General features: G+C 49.1%; 18 protein-coding genes, 1 tRNA gene, 1 rRNA gene, 1 riboswitch and 1 other annotated feature. Of the genes, 17 read left to right on the forward strand and 3 right to left on the reverse strand.

The window, feature by feature from the left end:
* Window position 1: 1 nt before the first annotated feature.
* The 12 genes from rrf to purD all read left to right on the forward strand — a co-directional run bounded on the left by rrf (window position 2) and on the right by purD (window position 12,475).
* Window positions 2–94: ribosomal RNA gene (rrf, locus tag ADU24_RS21860) — 5S ribosomal RNA — on the forward strand.
* A 762-nt stretch (window positions 95–856) separates the two neighbouring features.
* Window positions 857–958, forward strand: a riboswitch (purine riboswitch).
* A 146-nt stretch (window positions 959–1,104) separates the two neighbouring features.
* Complete coding sequence (gene purE, locus ADU24_RS21865; RefSeq protein WP_053368628.1) at window positions 1,105–1,593, forward strand: 5-(carboxyamino)imidazole ribonucleotide mutase; 489 nt, start codon at window positions 1,105–1,107, stop codon at window positions 1,591–1,593.
* A complete protein-coding gene (gene purK / locus ADU24_RS21870; protein ID WP_053368629.1) occupies window positions 1,586–2,737 on the forward strand; it encodes a 5-(carboxyamino)imidazole ribonucleotide synthase in 1,152 nt (383 codons plus the stop codon). Before purE ends, purK begins: the two co-directional genes overlap by 8 nt.
* 15 nt (window positions 2,738–2,752) lie before the next feature.
* A complete protein-coding gene (purC, locus tag ADU24_RS21875; RefSeq protein ID WP_053368630.1) occupies window positions 2,753–3,457 on the forward strand; it encodes a phosphoribosylaminoimidazolesuccinocarboxamide synthase in 705 nt (234 codons plus the stop codon).
* A 3-nt stretch (window positions 3,458–3,460) separates the two neighbouring features.
* Window positions 3,461–3,715, forward strand: a complete 255-nt coding sequence (purS, locus tag ADU24_RS21880; protein ID WP_053368631.1) for a phosphoribosylformylglycinamidine synthase subunit PurS — start codon at window positions 3,461–3,463, stop codon at window positions 3,713–3,715.
* On the forward strand, window positions 3,712–4,395 hold the full coding sequence (purQ, locus tag ADU24_RS21885; RefSeq protein WP_053368632.1) for a phosphoribosylformylglycinamidine synthase subunit PurQ: 684 nt from the start codon (window positions 3,712–3,714) through the stop codon (window positions 4,393–4,395). The genes purS and purQ overlap by 4 nt, the downstream gene beginning before the upstream one ends.
* The gene (gene purL / locus ADU24_RS21890; RefSeq protein ID WP_053368633.1) at window positions 4,379–6,598 is read left to right on the forward strand and encodes a phosphoribosylformylglycinamidine synthase subunit PurL; all 2,220 of its coding nucleotides are present in this window, start codon (window positions 4,379–4,381) and stop codon (window positions 6,596–6,598) included. The genes purQ and purL overlap by 17 nt, the downstream gene beginning before the upstream one ends.
* The gene (gene purF, locus ADU24_RS21895; protein ID WP_053368634.1) at window positions 6,583–7,995 is read left to right on the forward strand and encodes an amidophosphoribosyltransferase; all 1,413 of its coding nucleotides are present in this window, start codon (window positions 6,583–6,585) and stop codon (window positions 7,993–7,995) included. The genes purL and purF overlap by 16 nt, the downstream gene beginning before the upstream one ends.
* Before the next feature lie 40 nt (window positions 7,996–8,035).
* Complete coding sequence (gene purM, locus ADU24_RS21900; protein ID WP_053368635.1) at window positions 8,036–9,061, forward strand: phosphoribosylformylglycinamidine cyclo-ligase; 1,026 nt, start codon at window positions 8,036–8,038, stop codon at window positions 9,059–9,061.
* Window positions 9,058–9,675: a phosphoribosylglycinamide formyltransferase gene (gene purN / locus ADU24_RS21905; RefSeq protein ID WP_053368636.1), complete on the forward strand. Its 618-nt coding sequence runs from the start codon at window positions 9,058–9,060 to the stop codon at window positions 9,673–9,675. The genes purM and purN overlap by 4 nt, the downstream gene beginning before the upstream one ends.
* Window positions 9,638–11,176 carry a bifunctional phosphoribosylaminoimidazolecarboxamide formyltransferase/IMP cyclohydrolase gene (gene purH / locus ADU24_RS21910; RefSeq protein ID WP_053368637.1) on the forward strand — a complete coding sequence of 513 codons (1,539 nt, stop codon included), beginning with the start codon at window positions 9,638–9,640 and terminating at the stop codon, window positions 11,174–11,176. The genes purN and purH overlap by 38 nt, the downstream gene beginning before the upstream one ends.
* Before the next feature lie 12 nt (window positions 11,177–11,188).
* Entirely contained in the window at window positions 11,189–12,475 is a 1,287-nt protein-coding gene (gene purD / locus ADU24_RS21915; protein ID WP_053368638.1) for a phosphoribosylamine--glycine ligase, read from the forward strand.
* Here purD and ADU24_RS21920 read toward each other — a convergent pair.
* The gene (locus ADU24_RS21920; protein ID WP_053368639.1) at window positions 12,440–13,414 is read right to left on the reverse strand and encodes a YaaC family protein; all 975 of its coding nucleotides are present in this window, start codon (window positions 13,412–13,414) and stop codon (window positions 12,440–12,442) included. The genes purD and ADU24_RS21920 overlap by 36 nt on opposite strands.
* 153 nt (window positions 13,415–13,567) lie before the next feature.
* Between ADU24_RS21920 and guaB the strand changes: the two genes are divergently transcribed.
* From guaB to ADU24_RS21945, 5 genes are all read left to right on the forward strand, one after another.
* A complete protein-coding gene (guaB, locus tag ADU24_RS21925; protein WP_053368640.1) occupies window positions 13,568–15,034 on the forward strand; it encodes an IMP dehydrogenase in 1,467 nt (488 codons plus the stop codon).
* A gap of 235 nt (window positions 15,035–15,269) precedes the next feature.
* Window positions 15,270–16,628, forward strand: a complete 1,359-nt coding sequence (locus ADU24_RS21930) for a serine hydrolase (protein ID WP_053368641.1) — start codon at window positions 15,270–15,272, stop codon at window positions 16,626–16,628.
* Window positions 16,629–16,788: 160 nt separating this feature from the next.
* Window positions 16,789–17,670 carry a pyridoxal 5'-phosphate synthase lyase subunit PdxS gene (pdxS, locus tag ADU24_RS21935; protein ID WP_053368642.1) on the forward strand — a complete coding sequence of 294 codons (882 nt, stop codon included), beginning with the start codon at window positions 16,789–16,791 and terminating at the stop codon, window positions 17,668–17,670.
* 120 nt (window positions 17,671–17,790) lie between these two features.
* Window positions 17,791–18,011 (forward strand) — a binding site (T-box leader).
* A gap of 75 nt (window positions 18,012–18,086) precedes the next feature.
* Window positions 18,087–19,367: a serine--tRNA ligase gene (serS, locus tag ADU24_RS21940; RefSeq protein ID WP_053368643.1), complete on the forward strand. Its 1,281-nt coding sequence runs from the start codon at window positions 18,087–18,089 to the stop codon at window positions 19,365–19,367.
* A gap of 105 nt (window positions 19,368–19,472) precedes the next feature.
* Window positions 19,473–19,565, forward strand: a tRNA-Ser gene (locus ADU24_RS21945).
* 98 nt (window positions 19,566–19,663) lie between these two features.
* Here the strand turns inward: ADU24_RS21945 and ADU24_RS21950 are convergent.
* Window positions 19,664–20,383, reverse strand: a complete 720-nt coding sequence (locus tag ADU24_RS21950) for a hypothetical protein (protein WP_053368644.1) — start codon at window positions 20,381–20,383, stop codon at window positions 19,664–19,666.
* Window positions 20,383–20,904, reverse strand: coding sequence for a sigma-70 family RNA polymerase sigma factor (locus tag ADU24_RS21955; RefSeq protein ID WP_053368645.1), 522 nt, complete (start codon window positions 20,902–20,904; stop codon window positions 20,383–20,385). Before ADU24_RS21955 ends, ADU24_RS21950 begins: the two co-directional genes overlap by 1 nt.
* Between the last annotated feature and the right edge of the window lie 143 nt (window positions 20,905–21,047).

A 21,047-nucleotide genomic window follows, 5' to 3' on the forward strand; every position in this document is an offset into this window, starting at 1 on the left:
GGCGAGAAGGCCACACCCGTTCCCATACCGAACACGGAAGTTAAGCTTCTCAGCGCCGATGGTAGTTGGGGCCTTGCCCCTGTGAGAGTAGGACGCTGCCGGGCAAACAAAATGGAAGGCAACCTTTTAATGGGTTGCCTTTTTTGGTGTGGGAAGAAAATGTGAATGAACTGCCAGCCATCAGAAACCTTTCTTTCTATTTGAGAGACAGCAAAGAACTAAATCGGCAGTGTAAATTAGTTGGTGTATCGCCGCCTCACTTGGACAGTGAAGTTAAGGAACCTCCAATCGTTGTCGGAAACCCGGTGTGTCCAAAGATACCCTTGTTTGGACAGTAAAGTGAATTTCCAGGGGTTATGTATCCAAAGCAGCCCGATGCTTGAACAGTAAAGTAAGTTTACAAGGGACTTGTGTCCGAATACTTGCTTTATTCGGACACCGAAGTTAAGAAAACATCATTTGCTGTCCCAACGCAGCCTCATTTTAGAAACCAACGAAACTCCCGCGAGATAACCCCCCTATGAGTAACCACCAACAGAACGACTCCGGTTTTTTGGTTGTCGCATACCCCGTTAGATGGACAGCAAAGCGACTCTCATCAAGTAACGCAAAATGCAATTGCTCTATTCAATTACCTACAATCCTTTAATCACCATAAAAATATGCGGCCTTTTCCTGAGTAAAATCCCCCAATCCCAATTACATATCAGCAAAATTTCCCTAAATATAATATTTTAATCAATTCATCTTTAAGCTAGGGGCAAACAGCCTCATAAAACGAACAATACCTATTAAACCTTTTTCAATGTTCGTTTATTGTTGACTCGAATTACCATAGCTGTTATGATGAAAGCAACAAATGAAATAGCAATGCCCTCGTATAATCATGGGAATAGGGCCCATAAGTTTCTACCCGGCGACCGTAAATTGCTGGACTATGAGGGAAAGTAGCGCGGTAAGGGGTATGGTGTCGTTATTTTTCCATACTTCTATTTTGCAACTGTATCAGGACTGTCTATAGCCCTGGTCAGACTGCTTTCTCTTGTAAATGGAGAAGCTTTCTGGCCGGGGCTTTTTATTTTGCCTAGAAGGATGTGGAGTTGGATGGATGTGAAGGTTGCTGTCATTATGGGGAGCAAATCGGATTGGGAGACGATGAAGCATGCTTGCGATATGTTGGAAACCCTCGGGGTGCCATATGAAAAAAAGGTAGTGTCCGCCCATAGGACGCCGGATTTAATGTTTCGTTATGCGGAAGAAGCAATGGATCGCGGCTTTGAAGTGATTATTGCCGGAGCTGGCGGAGCCGCCCATTTGCCCGGGATGGTTGCGGCAAAGACAATCGTTCCTGTTATTGGGGTACCCGTTCGGTCCAAGGCGTTGAATGGCCTTGATTCGCTGCTGTCGATTGTGCAAATGCCAGCAGGGGTTCCTGTGGCAACAGTTGCAATCGGAGAGAGTGGCGCCAAAAATGCAGGTCTCCTTGCCGCCCAGATCCTCGCGGCCAAAGACCGTGAACTTGCCGAAAAGATTCAAAAAATAAGGAAAGCTGCAGAGGAAGCGGCAATCGAAAGCAGTGCCCACCTTGAGTAGGAAAGTGATTTTGCCGGGGCGAACAATCGGAATTATAGGCGGCGGGCAGCTTGGCCGGATGATGGCTCTTTCGGCAAAGGCGATGGGTTACAGGATTGCAGTCCTGGATCCAAATCCGGATTCACCGTGCGGCCAGGTTGCGGACCATAAAATTATCGCACCATACAACAGCAGCCCTGCAATGAAAGAGCTGGCGGAAATTTGCGACGTCATTACATATGAATTTGAAAATATTGATGAAAATGCACTGGAGATTGCTGCCAACCGTACCTGGGTGCCTCAGGGCGTCCAATTGCTCAGTATCGCAAAAGACAGGATTAAGGAAAAAACCGCGATTACGGAGGCCGGGTTGCCCGTTGCACCGTACAAAACAGCCAGGACAGCTGCCGAATTAGCTGATGCTGTGAATGAGATTGGTTTTCCATGCGTCGTAAAGACAGCAACAGGCGGTTATGACGGCAAAGGCCAATATGTTTTGAAGAATGATAGAGAGATAGATGCAGCAGCCGACATGCTCAAGCAGGGACCGTGTGTCATTGAAAAATGGGTCTCATTTGAAAAGGAAATATCGGTTATTGCCTCCAGGAATTCGAGTGGGGAAACGGCGGTGTTCCCGGTTGCTGAGAATATTCATAAAAAAAATATCCTCCATCAGACCATTGTACCGGCAAGAATCGGCAAGGAAGCCGTACAACAGGCGATGGAATTGGCAGTCCGGTTGGCGGATGCCTTGGGAATGGTCGGAACGCTTGCAGTTGAAATGTTCCTGATGCGGGACGGTTCAATCTATATCAACGAGATTGCGCCAAGGCCACATAATTCAGGGCATTTCACGATTGAGGCGTGTGAAACATCCCAGTTTGCCCAGCATATCAAGGCTGTTTGCAATTTGCCTTTAGGAAAGACAGAACTTTTGCACCCGGCGGTTATGGTCAATGTGCTTGGTGAGCACCAGGAGCGGCTACTCGTAAAACTTCCGGAGCTGCGAAATTGGAATGTACATCTCTATGGGAAAAACGAAGCGAAGGTGGGCCGGAAAATGGGCCACGCGACACTGGTTCGTGATTCGGCGGAACAGGCACTTTTGGAAGTTGAAAAGTCAGGAATCTGGGCATCAAACTGCATGCCGGCAAATGGCAAATGAGAGGAGACGGAACAGATGGGTGAACTCATGTACGAGGGGAAAGCAAAACGGGTTTACAGTACGGATGACGAGCATGCAGTCCTTGTTGAGTACAAGGATTCCGCTACCGCATTTAATGGGGAAAAGAAAGCTGAAATTGCCGGGAAAGGCCAGCTGAACAACGAAATTAGCTCCCTCCTTTTTAATAAGCTTAAGGATCATGGCATAGAATCCCACTTCCTTAAAAAAGTTTCACCGACTGAACAGCTTGTCAAAAGGGTCACAATCATTCCACTTGAAGTGGTTGTCCGGAATATCACAGCTGGAAGTATGGCGAAACGCCTTGGGCTCGCAGAAGGAAGGCCACTCCTGAAGCCGATTGTCGAGTTTTATTATAAGGACGACAGCCTCGGCGACCCGCTGATTACCGAGGACCATATCCTTGAGCTACAGGCAGCGACGCCAGGCGAGATTGAAATTTTAAAACAAAAGGCACTTGAAGTTAATTCATTCCTAAATTCCTTCTTTGAAGGGCTGGGAATCAGGCTGGTTGATTTCAAGCTTGAATTTGGCAAGGACGCTTCCGGCCAGATTCTGCTGGCAGATGAGATTTCGCCCGATACATGCCGGCTCTGGGATTTAAGGACAAATGAAAAACTTGATAAGGACGTATTCAGAAGGGATCTTGGCAGCATTACCGAAGCGTACGAAAAAATACTGGTCCGATTGGGAGGCAACTAAATCATGGTCAAAGTAAAAGTGTTTGTCACGTTAAAGGAAAGCGTTCTGGATCCACAGGGAAAGGCTGTATCAAACGCCCTGCATTCACTTGGTTATGAGGAAATCGCCGATGTTAGGATTGGAAAGTATATGGAATTGATGATTGAACCGGCTGGCAGGGATGTCGAGGCGGTTGTACGGGAGGCGTGCGAAAAGCTGCTGGCGAATCCGGTTATCGAGGAATTCCGCTATGAACTTGAGGAGGCTGCAGTACGATGAAATTCGCTGTCATTGTATTTCCTGGATCAAATTGTGACTCGGATATGTACCATGCAATCAAGGATGAACTTGGTTCGGAAGTTGAGTATGTATGGCATACGGAAACCAGCCTGGAGCGATTCGATGGAATCCTTCTGCCGGGCGGATTTTCATACGGTGACTACTTGCGCTGCGGGGCAATTGCCCGATTTAGCTCGATCATGGGTGAAATCATTAAAGCGGCAAAAGCCGGAAAGCCGATTCTTGGTGTCTGCAACGGGTTCCAGATCCTTCTCGAAGCAGGGCTCCTACCAGGGGCGCTCAGAAGGAACGAGAGCCTTAAATTCATCTGCTCGCCGACAAAAATACGGGTGGAAAACAACCGAACGATGTTCACACATGGTTATGAAAATGGGCAGATTTTATCCATCCCGGTTGCCCATGGGGAAGGGAATTATTTCTGCGACACGGAAACACTTGCAAAACTCAAGGAAAATAACCAGATTGTTTTTACTTATACAGAAAGCATCAATGGCAGCCTGGAGAATATCGCAGGCATTATCAATGAGCAGGGGAATGTCCTTGGCATGATGCCTCATCCCGAGCGCGCAGTCGACAGCCTGCTTGGCAGCGCCGATGGATTGGCGCTATTTCAATCAATCGTGAAGCAATGGAGGGAATCACATGTTGTTAAAGCTTGAGCCATCACCGGAACAAATCAAGTCCGACAAACTGTACAGCCAAATGGGCCTATCCGATGAAGAATTCACGAAGATTGAAGAAATTCTCGGCCGCCTTCCGAACTATACCGAAACAGGGCTGTTTTCCGTTATGTGGTCAGAGCACTGTTCGTATAAAAATTCCAAGCCGATTTTAAAAAAGTTCCCGACAAAAGGGGAACGCGTCCTGCAGGGTCCCGGAGAAGGGGCCGGTGTTGTTGATATCGGCGATGGCCAGGCGGTTGTTTTTAAAATTGAGAGCCATAACCACCCATCGGCAATCGAACCGTACCAGGGAGCGGCGACCGGGGTTGGCGGGATTATCCGCGATATCTTTTCAATGGGTGCGAGGCCAGTTGCCCTGTTGAACTCACTCCGCTTTGGCGAGCTCGATTCCTCAGCGCGCGTCCGTTATCTTTTCAAGGAGGTCGTTGCGGGGATTGCCGGATACGGAAACTGCATCGGAATCCCGACGGTTGGCGGCGAAATCCAATTCGATGCATCCTATGACGGAAACCCGATTGTAAATGCGATGTGCGTAGGGTTGATTGACCATAAAGATATGAAAAAAGGTCTGGCTAGCGGCGTTGGCAACACAGTCATGTATGTTGGCGCGAAAACGGGCAGGGACGGTATTCATGGAGCCACCTTTGCTTCCGAGGAACTGACAAATGACTCAGAAGAAAACCGTCCTGCAGTCCAGGTGGGGGACCCGTTCATGGAAAAACTCTTGCTTGAGGCGTGCCTCGAGCTTGTAAAATCGGATGCGCTGGTCGGCATACAGGATATGGGTGCCGCAGGGCTGACGAGTTCAAGCGCGGAAATGGCAAGCAAAGCCGGGTTTGGGATTGAAATGAACCTTGACTATGTCCCGCAGCGCGAAACTGGCATGACTGCCTATGAAATGATGCTGTCTGAATCCCAGGAACGCATGCTCATCGTTGTCAAAAAGGGCCGTGAGCAGGAAATCATTGACCTTTTTTCAAAATATGAGCTTGAGGCTGTTGCAGTTGGTGTTGTTACAGAAGAGAAGAAGCTGAAGCTGATTCATAACGGCGAGGTTGCGGCCGATGTTCCGGTTGATGCACTGGCACTTGATGCACCTGTCTACCATAAGCCTTCAGCCGAACCGGATTATTTCCGTGAGTTCCAGACAATGGATAATGCGGTTCCAAAGGTGGATGACTTTGCAGATACACTAATCAGCCTGCTGAAACAGCCGACCATTGCTTCAAAGGAATGGGTCTATAACCAGTACGATTACATGGTGCGGACGAACACAGTCGTGGCACCGGGATCGGATGCGGCGGTGGTAAGAATCCGTGGCACCAGAAAGGCGCTCGCGATGACGACCGATTGCAATTCACGCTATCTCTATCTTGACCCGGAGACAGGCGGAAGGATAGCTGTTGCGGAAGCGGCGAGGAATGTTGTTTGTTCGGGTGCAGAGCCGCTCGCAATTACCGATAACCTGAACTTCGGCAGTCCGGAGAAGCCGGAAATTTTCTGGCAGATGGAAAAAGCCGCGGACGGTATCAGCGCCGCGTGCCTCGCCCTAAATGCGCCGGTCATCGGCGGAAACGTATCCCTCTATAACGAAACGAACGGCAAAGCGATTTACCCGACGCCAGTCATCGGTATGGTCGGATTGATTTCGGACATCAGCCATGTTACGACCCAGGCATTCAAGGAAGATGGCGACCTCATTTATTTGCTTGGTGAAACGAAGGATGAATTCGGAGGCTCCGAACTGCAGAAGCTCATCCACGGCGACATTTTTGGTAAATGCCCTGAACTTGACCTTGATATAGAAGTGAAACATCAAAAGGCAATCCTTGAAGCAATCAGGTCCGGCCTCGTCCAATCCGCGCATGACCTTTCGGAAGGTGGCCTTGCGGTTGCCCTCGCGGAATGCACGTTTGGGACAACCGGTCTTGGCGCGGTAGTCGCGCTCGAAGGCAATCCGGTATCGGCACTCTTTAGCGAATCACAGTCCAGGTTCCTTTTAACTGTGAAAAAAGAGAACAAGGGGCAATTCGAGTCATTAACAGGAGCCAGGCTGATTGGCCAGGTTACCGGTGAACCTGTTTTAAGTATTTCGGTAAATGGCGAAACAACTGTCAATGAAAAAGTGGAAAATTTGGAAAGTGCCTGGAGAGGAGCCATTCCATGCTTGCTGAACTAAGGGGCCTGAACGAGGAATGCGGTATATTCGCTGTCTGGGGGCATGAGAATGCCGCCAGGATTACGTATTATGGGCTTCATAGCCTTCAGCACAGGGGACAGGAAGGCACAGGAATTATTACATCGGATGGAAAACAGCTATCCGGGCATAAAGGGGAAGGGCTTGTTTCTGAAGTTATCAACGAACAGGTTCTTTCGAAATTGGCCGGGAGTGCGGCTATTGGGCATGTGCGGTATGCGACGGCAGGCGGGGGCGGATATGAAAATGTCCAGCCCCTTCTCTTCCACTCGCAGACAGGGAGCATGGCGCTCGCCCATAACGGCAACCTTGTCAACGCCAACCTGATTAAGTCGATTCTTGAGCAGCAGGGAAGCATCTTCCAGACCAGTTCGGATACGGAAGTGCTGGCGCATTTGATTAGAAGGAATAGCGGCTGGCTTTTGAAGGATCGTGTCAAAAGCGCTCTAAAACAGATTGAAGGCGCATTTGCTTATGTCATTTTAACTGAAAAAGAATTGATGGTTGCGCTTGATCCGCAGGGCTTGAGGCCACTTTCACTCGGTAAGCTCGGCGAAGCCTACGTTGTGGCATCGGAAACATGTGCATTTGATGCGATAGGGGCGGAATTCATCCGTGACATCCTGCCGGGTGAACTATTGATCATCAACAAGGATGGACTGCATTCGGAATTCTTCGCGGAAAGCAGGGATGAGGCCATCTGTACGATGGAATACATTTATTTTTCCCGTCCTGATAGCAACCTTCTAGGAATCAATGTCCATACGGCGCGGAAAAACCTCGGGAAACGGCTTGCCCTGGAAGCGGGAATTGAAGCGGATGTTGTGACCGCTGTCCCTGATTCAGGCGTTTCGACGGCAATTGGCTATGCGGAGGCATCGGGCATTCCTTATGAACTCGGCCTTGTCAAAAACCGCTATGTTGGAAGGACCTTCATCCAGCCCTCCCAAACTCTTAGGGAGCAGGGGGTAAAAATGAAGCTCTCCGCGGTACGGGGCGTAGTCGAAGGAAAACGGGTCATCATGGTCGATGATTCAATTGTCCGTGGAACGACGAGCAGGAGGATTGTCGCGATGCTGAAGGCTGCGGGCGCGCTTGAAGTGCATGTAGCCATCAGTTCTCCGCCCATTAAGTATCCATGTTTTTACGGAATCGATACATCCACAAAGGAAGAATTGATCGCACATAACCATTCACCTGAGGAAATTAGGCAGCTGATTGGCGCCGACTCGCTGACATTCCTCAGTACTGAAGGAATGCTCGAGGCAATAGGCCGTTCAAATGCGGGGAAAAATTGCGGGCAGTGCCTTGCCTGCTTTACGGGTGAATACCCGACTGAACTGTATCCGGATTCACTTCAATACTATTATCAAAAATGACTTACGAAAGACAGACGAAGGATAGGGAAGGGAGAACGCCATGTCAAACGCGTACAAGGAAGCAGGCGTTAATATAGAGGCCGGCTATGAAGCGGTGGAAAAGATGAAACGCCACGTCAGGAAAACGGCCCGGCTTGGAGTAATGGGCGGCTTGGGCGGATTTGGGGCGATGTTCGATCTATCAGCCTTGAATTTGAAAGAGCCAGTCCTCATATCGGGTACGGACGGGGTTGGGACAAAACTGATGCTCGCCTTTAAGACGGGCCGGCATGACACGATTGGAATTGATGCGGTCGCAATGTGCGTGAATGATATCGTGGTCCAAGGCGCGGAGCCGCTATACTTCCTTGATTACATTGGATGCGGAAAAGCAGACCCAGACCAGATTGAAGCGATTGTAAAAGGGGTTGCCGATGGATGTGAACAGGCTGGGTGCGCCTTGATTGGCGGGGAAACAGCCGAGATGCCCGGTATGTATGCGCCTGAAGAATATGACTTGGCTGGCTTTGCGGTCGGAGCATGCGAAAAGGCTGCTGTCATCGACGGAAGCGGCATACGAGCTGGGGATGTCCTTGTAGGGTTGGCGTCGAGCGGGCTCCATAGCAATGGGTTCTCCTTGGCAAGGAAGGTTTTTTTTGAAAAAGCTGGCCTGGCTGTCGATGAAAACATCGAGGAATTCGGCTGCACTCTCGGCGAGGAGCTGCTGAAGCCGACAAGAATCTATGTAAAACCAATTTTATCAGCATTGAAACATTTCGCGATTAAAGGAATGTCCCATATTACCGGCGGCGGTTTCCATGAAAATATCCAGAGAATGCTTCCGGATGGCCTCGGGGCGGACATTGCCCGCGGTATATGGGAAGTTCCCCCCGTCTTTTCAATGCTCGAAAAGCTTGGGAATATCGGGTGGGAAGAAATGTACCATGTTTTCAATATGGGCATCGGCATGGTGATTGCAATTGATGAAGCATCTGCCCCCGCGTTGGTCAGGCATCTGGAAGCAAGCGGTGAGCGGGCGTCAATCATCGGCTATGTTGCAGATGGGGAAGGAATTCGGGTTTCATGACAAACATCGCTGTATTTGCGTCCGGAAATGGCTCCAACTTTCAGGCAATCGTTGACGCCGTGCGGAACGGCATGCTTGAAGCAAACATCTGCCTGCTCGTTTGTGACCGGCCTGGTGCTTTTGCAGTAGAAAGGGCAAGGACGTCTGGCGTTGAAACGTTCGTATACACCCCAAAGGAGTTTTCGGGAAAAGCAGAGTATGAAAAGCTCATTTCTGAAAAATTGGCCGAAGCAAACATCGACTGGATTGTCCTTGCCGGCTACATGCGGCTGCTCGGGCCGGTGCTTTTAACAGCCTATGAAGGCAGGATTGTAAATATCCACCCATCGCTTCTTCCGGCCTATCCCGGAAAGGATGCTATTGGCCAGGCGCTTGCAGCAGGGGCAACGGTAACTGGCGTGACAGTCCATTTCGTGGATGAAGGAATGGACACCGGACCGGCCATCACCCAAGTTGAAGTACCAATTTCTTCAGGTGAAACACACGAAAGCCTGCAGGCAAAAATACAGGAAGTCGAGCACAGCCTTTATCCGGCGGTGCTTCAAACGTTAATAAATACGCAGGGGGAAAGCAAAAATGGCACAAAAGCGGGCACTAATCTCCGTTTCAGATAAAGCTGGGGTTGTTGGATTTGCCTCAGGCCTGTCTGGACTGGGGTACGAAATCATTTCTACGGGCGGTACAAAACGCACGATCGAGGAGGCTGGGATCCCGGTCACAGGAGTCAGCGATGTTACAGGCTTCCCGGAAATTCTTGAGGGGAGGGTCAAAACGCTCAATCCAAAAATCCACGGCGGGCTCTTGGCAAAATTGGGCGACCCTGCACACAGGCGGCAGCTTGAAGAGCATGGCATTGAGCCAATCGGGGTGGTTTGCGTAAATCTCTATCCATTCCGTGAGGCCATCTCAAAACCCGGTACCACAGTGGAAGAGGCAATTGAAAATATTGATATAGGCGGCCCATCTATGCTCCGGGCGGCAGCGAAAAACCACCAGGACGTAACCGTTGTCACCGATCCAATGGATTATGAAGAAGTGTTGCGCCAGCTGAAAGAAACAGGTGAAGTTGACGGGGTGACAAGGAGGAGGCTTGCTGCGAAAGTATTCCGCCACACAGCCGCCTATGATGCCCTGATTGCCTCCTATATGACGGATCTGGCTGGAGAGGAATGCCCGGAGTGCCTGACCGTTACATACGAACTGAAGGACAGGCTCCGATATGGTGAAAATCCGCACCAAAGGGCTGCCTTTTATAAAAATCCGCTCGAGATAAGTGGTTCGATTTCCGAAGCAATCCAGCTACACGGAAAAGAATTGTCGTATAACAATATCAATGACGCGAATGCAGCACTGCAGCTTGTGAGGGAATTTTCGGAGCCGGCAGCCGTGGCGGTAAAGCATATGAATCCATGCGGGGTCGGGACGGGKGAAACTACCCTATCCGCCTTTTTGCAGGCATATGAGGCAGACCCGGTGTCCATTTTTGGAGGCATTGTTGCCTTTAACCGGGAAGTGGACGCCAAAGCTGCGGAGAAACTGTACGATATCTTCCTCGAAATCATCATTGCCCCGTCGTTTACGGAAGAAGCACTTAAGATTTTACAAAAGAAAAAAAATCTCCGCCTTTTAGCCGTTTCGGACAGGGGAGGTAAAAACACTGAAAGAAACCTTGTTTCGGTTGAAGGCGGCCTGCTTGTGCAGGACCCCGACCTCCTTTCAATTGAGGATGCCAACATCGTGATTCCGACGAAGCGGCGGCCGAATGAGGAAGAATGGAAGGCATTGAAGCTCGGCTGGAAAGTCGTTAAGCATGTAAAGTCGAATGCGATCGTCGTTGCGAACGAGACTCGGACTGTTGGAGTAGGCGCGGGCCAAATGAACAGGATTGGCGCCGCGAAAATTGCCCTTGAGCAGGCGGGGGGACTCGCTGACGGAGCGGCCATGGCCTCCGACGCCTTTTTCCCAATGGACGATACTGTGGAAGCGGCGGCCCGTGCGGGGATAACCGCCATTATTCAGCCGGGGGGATCCGTCCGCGATGAGGACTCGATTAAAAAAGCTGATGAATTCGGAATCGCTATGGTATTTACGGGCGTACGGCATTTTAAACACTAGGGAGGCAAAACGATGGATGTATTGGTGATTGGCAGGGGCGGCCGCGAGCATGCGATTTGCAGGAAGCTTGGGGAAAGTTCTTTAGTGGAAACTGTTTTTGCTGCACCGGGAAATCCGGGAATGGAGGACGCGGCGACCCTTGTACCGGTCGAAGAAACTGATTATGAAAAACTCATTTCTTTCGCGAAAGAGAAAAATATTGGTTTGACGATTATCGGCCCTGAGCTGCCTCTCTTATCAGGTTTGGCCGACAGGTTCCGGGAAGCGGGCCTCCAGGTTTTTGGTCCTGGCAGCAAGGCCGCCCTTATTGAAGGAAGCAAGGCATTTGCGAAGGATTTTATGAAAAAGCACAGCATTCCAACAGCAGGTTATGAAGTTTTCACCTCTTTCGAAAGTGCCAAAGAATATATTGAACTTGTCGGCGCTCCGATCGTGATAAAAGCTGATGGCCTGGCGGCGGGGAAGGGCGTTACGGTCGCCCTTACAGAAACGGAGGCAGTTACTGCCGTTGAGGAGATGCTTGTTGGGAAAAAGTTCGGTGATTCATCTTCTTCCATTGTGATTGAAGAATTCCTGGAAGGCGAGGAATTTTCCCTAATGGCGTTAGTGAACGGTGAAATAGTTGTCCCCCTTGAAATTGCCCAGGACCATAAACGGGCATTTGATGGAGACCTTGGGCCAAATACAGGGGGGATGGGGGCCTATTCTCCGGTCCCCCATATTCCTGCAAGTGCGGTCCGCACTGCGGTTGAGACAGTCTTACAACCGGCAGCCAAGGCGCTGGCTGAAGAAGGAAGAAGCTTCTGCGGGGTTTTGTATGCGGGGCTTATTTTAACAAAACAAGGGCCAAAGGTGATTGAGTTCAATGCGAGATTCGGCGACCCCGAAACACAGGTTGTCCTTCCTAGGCTGAAATCCGACCTGGCCTTGGCCATCCGTGAAATTCTAGACGGTAAGGAGCCTGTGCTTGAATGGGACGAATTGTACACGGTTGGTGTTGTCGCCGCGGCAAAGGGGTACCCCGATCATCCTGAACGAGGCGCCCTTGTCGAGGGACTGGAGAAGGTTTCGAAGGATACGGCGATTTTCCACGCGGGCACGAAGAGGGATAAGCTCGGCCGTTATTATGTAGACGGGGGAAGGGTTTTTCTTGCCTGTTCAAAAGCCGAATCCATTGAGGCTGCCAGGAACCATGTCTACCTTGAGCTGGAAAAGGTCCTGTCAGACGGACTTTATTACCGGACGGATATTGGTTCACGGGCTTTAAAGGCCACGGCTGTCCCTCAGGCCGGCGGTTAAGTGGCAGAAAACGAGGAACGGGCTTTTTTCCTGGGTTATTTTCAAAAAAGACTGGATGAAGGGGTAATCACGGTTAGGCATCATCTTGACCGCTTCACCCCACCATTCCGTTTCATAGCGCGCTATCATGCTCAAATTATACAGCAGCAAGTAGTGGGCCATCAGTTCCGGAAATTGGGACCGATGGCTTTTCTTTAACGGCATGACGAACCGTTTTTTATAATAATCGTACTTCAGCAACGTGTTTGTGCTCGGAGAAAACGGGCTTGGTTCGTCCGAAAGCCTGGCGAGCCCATCCTTCATTTCTTCCAGGGCAATGCCTGACTGGTCGAAAAAGTACTCCTTGAACCTCGATTCAGTCATATGGTACAAATCGTGGGCTTTCGCCGAGATGAACCAGCCAGCATCCTGTTTGAGCAGCGGAATGAAATTGGCCTGGCCTTCCAGCTGCCAAAAAAGGCCTTCAAGCTCGGGAATCATCCTTAATAACGATTCCATTGTCACTTTGTCGCCTTCATCCTGTTTCATGTGAAACAATTTGTCGGATAAATGCGGAAAAAGGCCATTTTTCTGGAACTTCACTTCATCATGGAAAAATTGGTATTGCTGTTTTTTGCGCTTCCTTGCCGACACGCCGTGAGCCAGGACGGCCGTTGTTTCCGGATAAAAAGGATCCTCGGTCAGGATGCATGCTTTGGCAAGGTGGACAAGGCCATAAAAAAGAAGGATTGGCTGTAGGATAATCGGGGCCTTGGCAGCCTGTGAATAATAAACATTGCCATGCTCAAGATAATAAAGGAAAGGATAGCAATTTTCATAGCTTCTTTGGTCCGGGGCCGGACAGCCAATTTTTTCATACCGTTTCTGCAAATACGATTGGGCGTATTCAGCCGAAAAAAAGAACGAGAAACTTTCCCAGCCTCGGTAGCCGCGCCACATAAGCTTTCCTCCTTTCATGTATTGGAGCCAATTTTTTAAAGGGGCTGCTATTTACCCAGCGATTGAATTATCTGACTTCTCTGCGCTGTCTTGACAGTATATTGCCCAATTGATACTCTACTAATAATATTTTCGGTTTGGAGGGACAAAAAGATGTGGGAAAACAAATTTGCAAAAGAAGGTTTGACATTTGATGATGTTTTGCTCGTTCCAGCTAAGTCTGAAGTGCTGCCAAGAGAGGTAAGCCTCCAAACTGAACTGTGCGAAAACATAACGCTGAATTTGCCAATCATCAGTGCCGGGATGGATACGGTCACTGAAGCAGAGATGGCAATCGCGATGGCGCGGCAGGGAGGACTTGGCGTCATCCATAAAAACATGACGATCGAGCAGCAGGCCGAACAGGTTGATAAAGTTAAGCGTTCGGAATCCGGGGTTATCTCCGACCCATTTTTCCTGACTCCGGAACATCAGGTTTTCGATGCGGAACACCTGATGGGCAAATACCGGATTTCAGGTGTGCCGATTGTGAACAATGAGGAAGAGCAAAAGCTTGTCGGCATCATCACGAACCGTGATCTGCGGTTCATCCAGGACCATGATTTTTCCAAAAAGATTTCCGACGTTATGACAAAGGAGAATCTCGTTACTGCTCCTGTTGGAACAACGTTAAAGGAAGCGGAAAGAATCCTCCAGAACCATAAAATTGAAAAGCTTCCGCTCGTGGATGACAATGGCATCTTGAAGGGGCTAATTACAATTAAGGACATTGAGAAGGTCATTGAATTCCCGATGTCTGCAAAGGACAAGCAGGGACGTCTCCTTGTCGGTGCAGCGGTCGGCGTTACAGGCGATACGATGAAACGCGTTGAAGCACTTGTGAGGGCAAACGTTGACGTCATTGTCCTCGATACAGCGCATGGCCATTCAAAGGGTGTCCTTGACACTGTCAGCCAAATCCGGAATGAATATCCGAACCTCCCGATTATTGCCGGAAATGTGGCCACCGCGGAAGGCACAAGGGATTTATTCAAGGCTGGCGCCGATGTTGTCAAAGTTGGGATCGGCCCTGGTTCAATTTGTACAACACGTATTGTTGCTGGTATAGGCGTACCGCAAATTACCGCGATCTATGACTGTGCGACGGAAGCCCGAAAGCACGGCAAGACCATTATTGCCGATGGCGGCATCAAATACTCCGGTGACATCGTCAAGGCACTTGCGGCCGGAGGAAATGCTGTAATGCTTGGAAGCTTGCTCGCGGGCGTTACTGAAAGCCCAGGCGAGACGGAAATCTTCCAGGGCCGCCGCTTCAAGGTATACCGCGGTATGGGGTCCGAAGGTGCGATGGAAAAAGGTTCCAAGGACCGCTATTTCCAGGAAGACAGTAAAAAGTTTGTTCCAGAAGGCATCGAGGGCCGTCTCCCATATAAAGGGCCGCTTGCCGATACGATTTATCAGCTTGCCGGCGGCTTAAGGGCCGGAATGGGATACTGTGGAACGGCAAACCTGCAGGAATTGCGTGAAAACAGCCAATTCGTCCGGATGACAGGTGCCGGCCTGCGTGAAAGCCACCCACACGATGTCCAAATCACCAAAGAAGCACCGAATTATTCATAAGAATGGAATGCTTAAAAGAGGCGGGGACTAATTTCCGCCTCTTATTTTTATAAAAAAAATGAATGGAATCTGAACATTACCAGTGACTAGCAAATCTTGGCAGGAAGATAGGCCAAACCTCTGTCTATCCAACATTCTGCTAGTATGTTAAGATAGTAAAAGTGTATAAAGTGAAACTTCCGCAAGGGCCAAGACGTCCGTTAAGAGTGGGAGAATATCGTTGGAGGGCGTAACAGTGAAGAAAAGGATTTATCAGAAGTACATAGCCATCGTTCTTGCAGTGGCCGTCACAGCAGGGCTGTTTACTGCACCCGCGAAAGCAGCCGGCGAGGCGAGCTTGAAAATCAATGCAGCCGCTGCCATCCTTGTTGATGCGGATTCTGGAAAAGTTTTGTTTGAACAAAATGCGGACAATGTCCTCGGAATTGCCAGCATGACAAAAATGATGACAGAATACCTTCTCCTTGAGGCCATAAAAGAAGGAAAGGTGAAATGGGACCAGCAATATTCGGTTAGCGAGCTTGTCCATAAACTATCGCATGACCGCAACCTTTCCAACGTGCCGCTCAGGGCGGATGGAACATATAATGTCAAGGAACTGTATGAAGCAATGACGATTTATTCCGCAAATGCTGCAACTATTGGAATTGCGGAGGTCATTGGCGGATCGGAAGCCAATTTTGTAAAAATGATGAATGATAAAGCTGAAAAACTCGGTTTGAAAGATTATAAATTTGTCAATTCGACAGGTTTGAACAACCGTGATTACAAGGGGAAACACCCTGAAGGAACTGGCGCTGAGGATGAAAACGTCATGTCTGCCAAGGCGACCGCGAAGCTCGCTTTCCATCTCCTGAAGGATTTTCCGGAAGTGCTTGAAACAACAAGCATTCCAAGGAAAGAATTCAGGCCGGGAACAGATGATGTTATCAAGATGGAAAACTGGAACTGGATGCTTCCAGAGCTAGTGTTTAAATACCCTGGCGTGGATGGGCTGAAAACCGGTACGACTGACTTTGCCGGTTACTGTTTTACAGGTACGGCAAGCCGCGATGGCAAACGCTTCATTACAGTCGTAATGGATGCGAAAAATGCATCAGGCAAAGGTGATTATAAGGCCCGCTTTGATGAAACAAGGAAAATGTTCGATTACGCTTTTACAAATTATACAAAAACAGAAATCCTTCCTGCCGATTATGCGATAAAGGGAAAGAAAACCCTCAAAGTAATAAAGGGGAAGGAAGACAAGGTAAACATCCGGACGAAGGATCCGGTTTCGATGGTAATCAAGAACGGTGAAAAGGATAATTACAAACCTGTTCTTGTCCTTGACAAAAAGAAATTAAATAGCAAAGGCGAATTGACTGCTCCGGTTAAAAAGGGCGAAGTTGTCGGCTATGTTACACTCGAAGCGAAGAATGGCGATAAAGCTACCTTCCTTACAGACAAAGGGCAAGGCAGCGTAACATCCCCAGTCATCGCGACTGAAAATGTAGAAAAAGCAAACTGGTTTGTCCTGATGATGGGCGGAATTGGCAGCTTCTTCGCTGATTTATGGGGAAGCATCGTATCCGGCATCAAAGGGTTGTTTTAAGCTGGAAGCCTTGGCGGTTTAGCCAGGTTTGCAACGGATGAGGATAGGTTCCTGTCTTGACAGGGGCCTATTTTCCTTAAACTTTTTTAAAAAAGGGACTATTCCAACCGGGTTAGTCCCTTTTTTAAAACATATTAACTATTCCAAGGGGGAACTGACCGTGAATACAGGTACTGACCGTGTTAAAAGGAGTAAGGCAGAAATGCAAAAAGGCGGCGTCATCATGGACGTTGTCAATGCGGAACAGGCAAAAATCGCAGAGGAAGCAGGCGCTGTGGCTGTTATGGCCTTAGAGCGTGTACCTTCCGATATACGCGCTGCAGGCGGAGTTGCCCGCATGGCCGACCCGCGTATTATTGAGGAAGTCATGAATGCTGTTTCAATTCCGGTTATGGCAAAAGCACGTATTGGACACATCGTTGAGGCGCGGGTCCTTGAAGCGATGGGCGTGGATTATATTGATGAAAGTGAAGTTCTGACTCCGGCAGATGAAGAATTCCACTTGAATAAGAAGGACTACACCGTTCCATTTGTCTGCGGCTGCCGCGATCTCGGAGAAGCTGCCCGCCGGATTGGCGAGGGCGCATCGATGCTCCGGACAAAAGGAGAACCTGGAACCGGAAACATTGTTGAAGCAGTACGGCACATCCGAAAGGTAAACGCCCAGGTCCGCAAAGTCGTGAACATGAACGAAGACGAACTCATGACAGAAGCAAAGCTTCTTGGCGCGCCATACGAGCTGCTGCTTGAAATTAAGCGCCTTGGCCGCCTGCCGGTTGCGAATTATGCCGCCGGCGGTGTTGCAACTCCTGCGGACGCTGCTTTAATGATGCAGCTAGGCGCTGATGGAGTATTCGTAGGCTCAGGTATTTTCAAATCCGAAAATCCAGCGCTTTTTGCAAAAGCGATTGTCGAAGCGACCACCCATTACCAAGATTACAAACTTATCGCCGAATTGTCGAAGAACCTTGGTACTCCTATGAAAGGGATTGAAATCTCTTCCCTTGCCATGGCTGACCGAATGCAGGAGCGCGGCTGGTAAGATGGCAAAAATAGCATTGCGGGGCGCATTCAGGGAGTATGTCCCGTCAAATGAGTGGAATAAAGTATTTGCATTGAGGCCATAATTGTAGTACATTAAAAAGTACAAATTTACCATAGTGGAAAAGCGTTGAGAGGAAAAAGTAGCGGGAATCCCACTCTTTAGAGAGCCGGTGGCTGGTGCGAACCGGTGTGTGGCGCCTGTGAATCCGTCCTTGAGCAAAGCATGGAACGCCATTTTTAGGCAAGTAAGTGCTTTCGGGTCAAACCGTTATGAAATTGAGGTGGGCTGCCATGTGCGGCCAACCAGGGTGGCAACGCGGGTTAACTCCCGTCCCTGTTTTGGGGACGGGAGTTTTTTGCGTTCAAAAAAAAACAGCCCGGCCTCAGATAAAATAAGAAAAGGAGTGTTGGAGCATGCTGGATATTAAAGTATTGCGCGCGGATTTTGAAGGAGTTAAGGAAAGGCTGCAGCATCGCGGCGAAGACCTTACAGACCTTGGGAAGTTCGAAAGCCTGGACAGGAAAAGGCGCGATTTGATTGTCGAGGCCGAACAGCTGAAGGGAAAGCGGAATGAGGTATCCCAACAGGTGGCGGCTTTAAAGCGGGAGAAAAAGGATGCTGACAAGCTGATCGCCGAGATGCGCGAGGTTGGCGACCGCATTAAAGAGCTTGATGACGAGCTTCGCGGGGTGGAGGAAGAACTCGATTTGCTTTTGCTCAGCATTCCGAACTTGCCGCATGAAAGCGTTCCGGTCGGAGAAACAGAAGACGAAAACGTTGAAATCAGGAAGTGGGGGGAAGTCCACGATTTCGGATTTGAGCCTAAACCGCATTGGGATATCGCCGACAATCTGAAAATCCTCGATTTCGAGAGGGCCACGAAGGTTACCGGCAGCCGGTTCGTTTTTTACAAGGGGCTTGGCGCACGGCTTGAACGGGCATTGATGAACTTTATGCTCGACCTTCATGTGGATGAGCATGGCTACAAAGAGGTGCTTCCTCCATACCTTGTAAATCGGACGAGCATGACAGGGACTGGCCAGCTTCCGAAGTTTGAAGAAGACGCCTTCCTCATTGAAAGTGAAGACTACTTCCTGATCCCGACTGCCGAAGTTCCAGTAACAAATCTTCATAGGGATGAAATTATGAATGGTGACCAGCTGCCAATCCGCTACGCGGCATACAGCGCCTGCTTCCGTTCAGAGGCTGGATCTGCCGGCCGCGATACACGCGGGCTTATCCGCCAGCACCAGTTCAATAAAGTCGAACTTGTGAAATTCGTTAAGCCGGAGGATTCATACGATGAGCTTGAAAAGCTGACCGCGGATGCTGAAAAGGTACTCCAGCTCCTCGGGCTTCCATACCGTGTCCTAAGCATGTGCACAGGGGACCTTGGCTTCACGGCCGCCAAAAAGTACGATATCGAAGTTTGGATTCCAAGCTATAACACGTACCGTGAAATTTCTTCTTGCAGTAATTTTGAAGCTTTCCAGGCGAGAAGGGCGAATATCCGCTTCCGCCGCGAACCTGGCGCAAAGCCTGAACACGTCCACACGCTAAACGGTTCCGGCCTTGCAATCGGCCGTACGGTTGCCGCAATCCTTGAGAACTACCAGCAGGAAGATGGAACTGTCACCATTCCTGAAGCGTTAAGGCCGTACATGGGCGGAAGGACTGAAATCAAACCTGACTAAAGAAATCGGGACGGGAAAAATATTCCCGTCCTCTTTTTTAAAAACAATGAAGGTTTTCAGTTGACATGAACATCCACCTTATAGTACTATAACATTTGTCGAAACGGAGGAATACCCAAGTCTGGCTGAAGGGATCGGTCTTGAAAACCGACAGGCGGGTTAAACCGCGCGGGGGTTCGAATCCCTCTTCCTCCGCCATTTATTCGATTATGGATACCAACGCGCATAAAATCTGGAGACAAAATCCGCCGCAACGCGATACGCCTGCGGCGGATTTTTTAATATTATTGAGTAAATCATTCCACTAGCTGCATGGTTAGTTCTTCAATCATTTCATCGGCATTTTCCACGGTAAATCCTTCGGATAAAAAGAACTCTAAATAATAAGAACCCTCTTTTGTATAAATCAGAGCATGATAGAAGTCTCCTGCCGGCTTGCCGGAAAGAAGATTGAATTGAACGTCAAAGCCATTGACTTTTCTTGTCGTTGCGCCTTCCAATGTGGGCTTTAGCTCATTGTAAGTAAGCCGCAGGATTGGTTTGCCTGTATAGGGCCCGTAAAGGAGATGGCTCTCATTCGACTTTTCCCATTTTTGAATATCCTCTTTATTGCTCATTCGTGTGTCCTGTTCGCCCTTCGCCAACGCATAATTTACAGATAAGACCTTATGCCCGGCTTGCTTTGGATTATATAAAGCAGCAAAGGTTATTGGATAGTTTTTAAACTCCGGAACAAGGATTTCGTGGCCGAATAATTCGTTTGCCTCCTTTTCAATATCCGCAATGCTGCCGGAATTGGTAAAAACATCGGCAAGCGGCATCGCTAACAGCACGAGCAAGGCGGCCGCTGCAATTCCGGCCATCGCTGCCTTAAAGGAGAAGGAGCCCTTTTTCCGGTGGGGCTTTGCACGTTTAACACGCTCAATAAATTTCCGTCTGTCTTCTCCATTCAGTTCAATCAGCCTGAATACATGTGCATCAAGTGCTTCTTTAACATCATCCTTAAGGGCTTCCATCAGCGCCTATACCTCCTTTTGAGCAGATCGCGGCCGCGGGTCAGCCTTGTTTTTACTGTATTTGTATTCATATTCAGGAGGCGGCAAATTTCCGGCAGGGACAGATCGTGGTAATAATAAAGAATAATAATTTCCCTGTATTTTAGTGGAAGAGCCATGATTGCCTTGGCGAGTTCTTGCTTTTCGAGTCCTGCCATCGCCTCGGTTTCAGCGGTATCCCTGTTGCTTTTTTCCTGAAAAAATTCTGTCAGGACCAAATGCCGATGGTGCCAGCTTTTTAAATGATCCTTGGACTTGTTAATCGCAATTTTAAATAGCCATGTTTTCACGGAACTCTCCCCCCGGAAGTTCCGATATCCCTTGTAAGCTGCCAGGAAAACCTCCTGTGCCAAATCCTCAACGGTCTCGGTATGTCGGACATAGGTATAAATCAGCTTTCTTATGTCATTTACATAGGTAAGTACGATGGTATCAAAATCCTCAATTTCCCCGAAGGAAAATTCCTCTTCCTTTCCCGCCATTCAACCACCCCATTTCTCCTTCTACATAATTGACGACGCACAAATGCCTTGCGGCTCACTTTTTTCCATATAATAAAACGGATTGAATGTTTGGGCAGAATGAAGCCCAAGGACAATTCCCTCTTATACTGAAAAACGCATAC

This window comes from Bacillus sp. FJAT-27245 (genome assembly GCF_001273955.1).
GTDB lineage: Bacteria > Bacillota > Bacilli > Bacillales > Cytobacillaceae > Bacillus_D.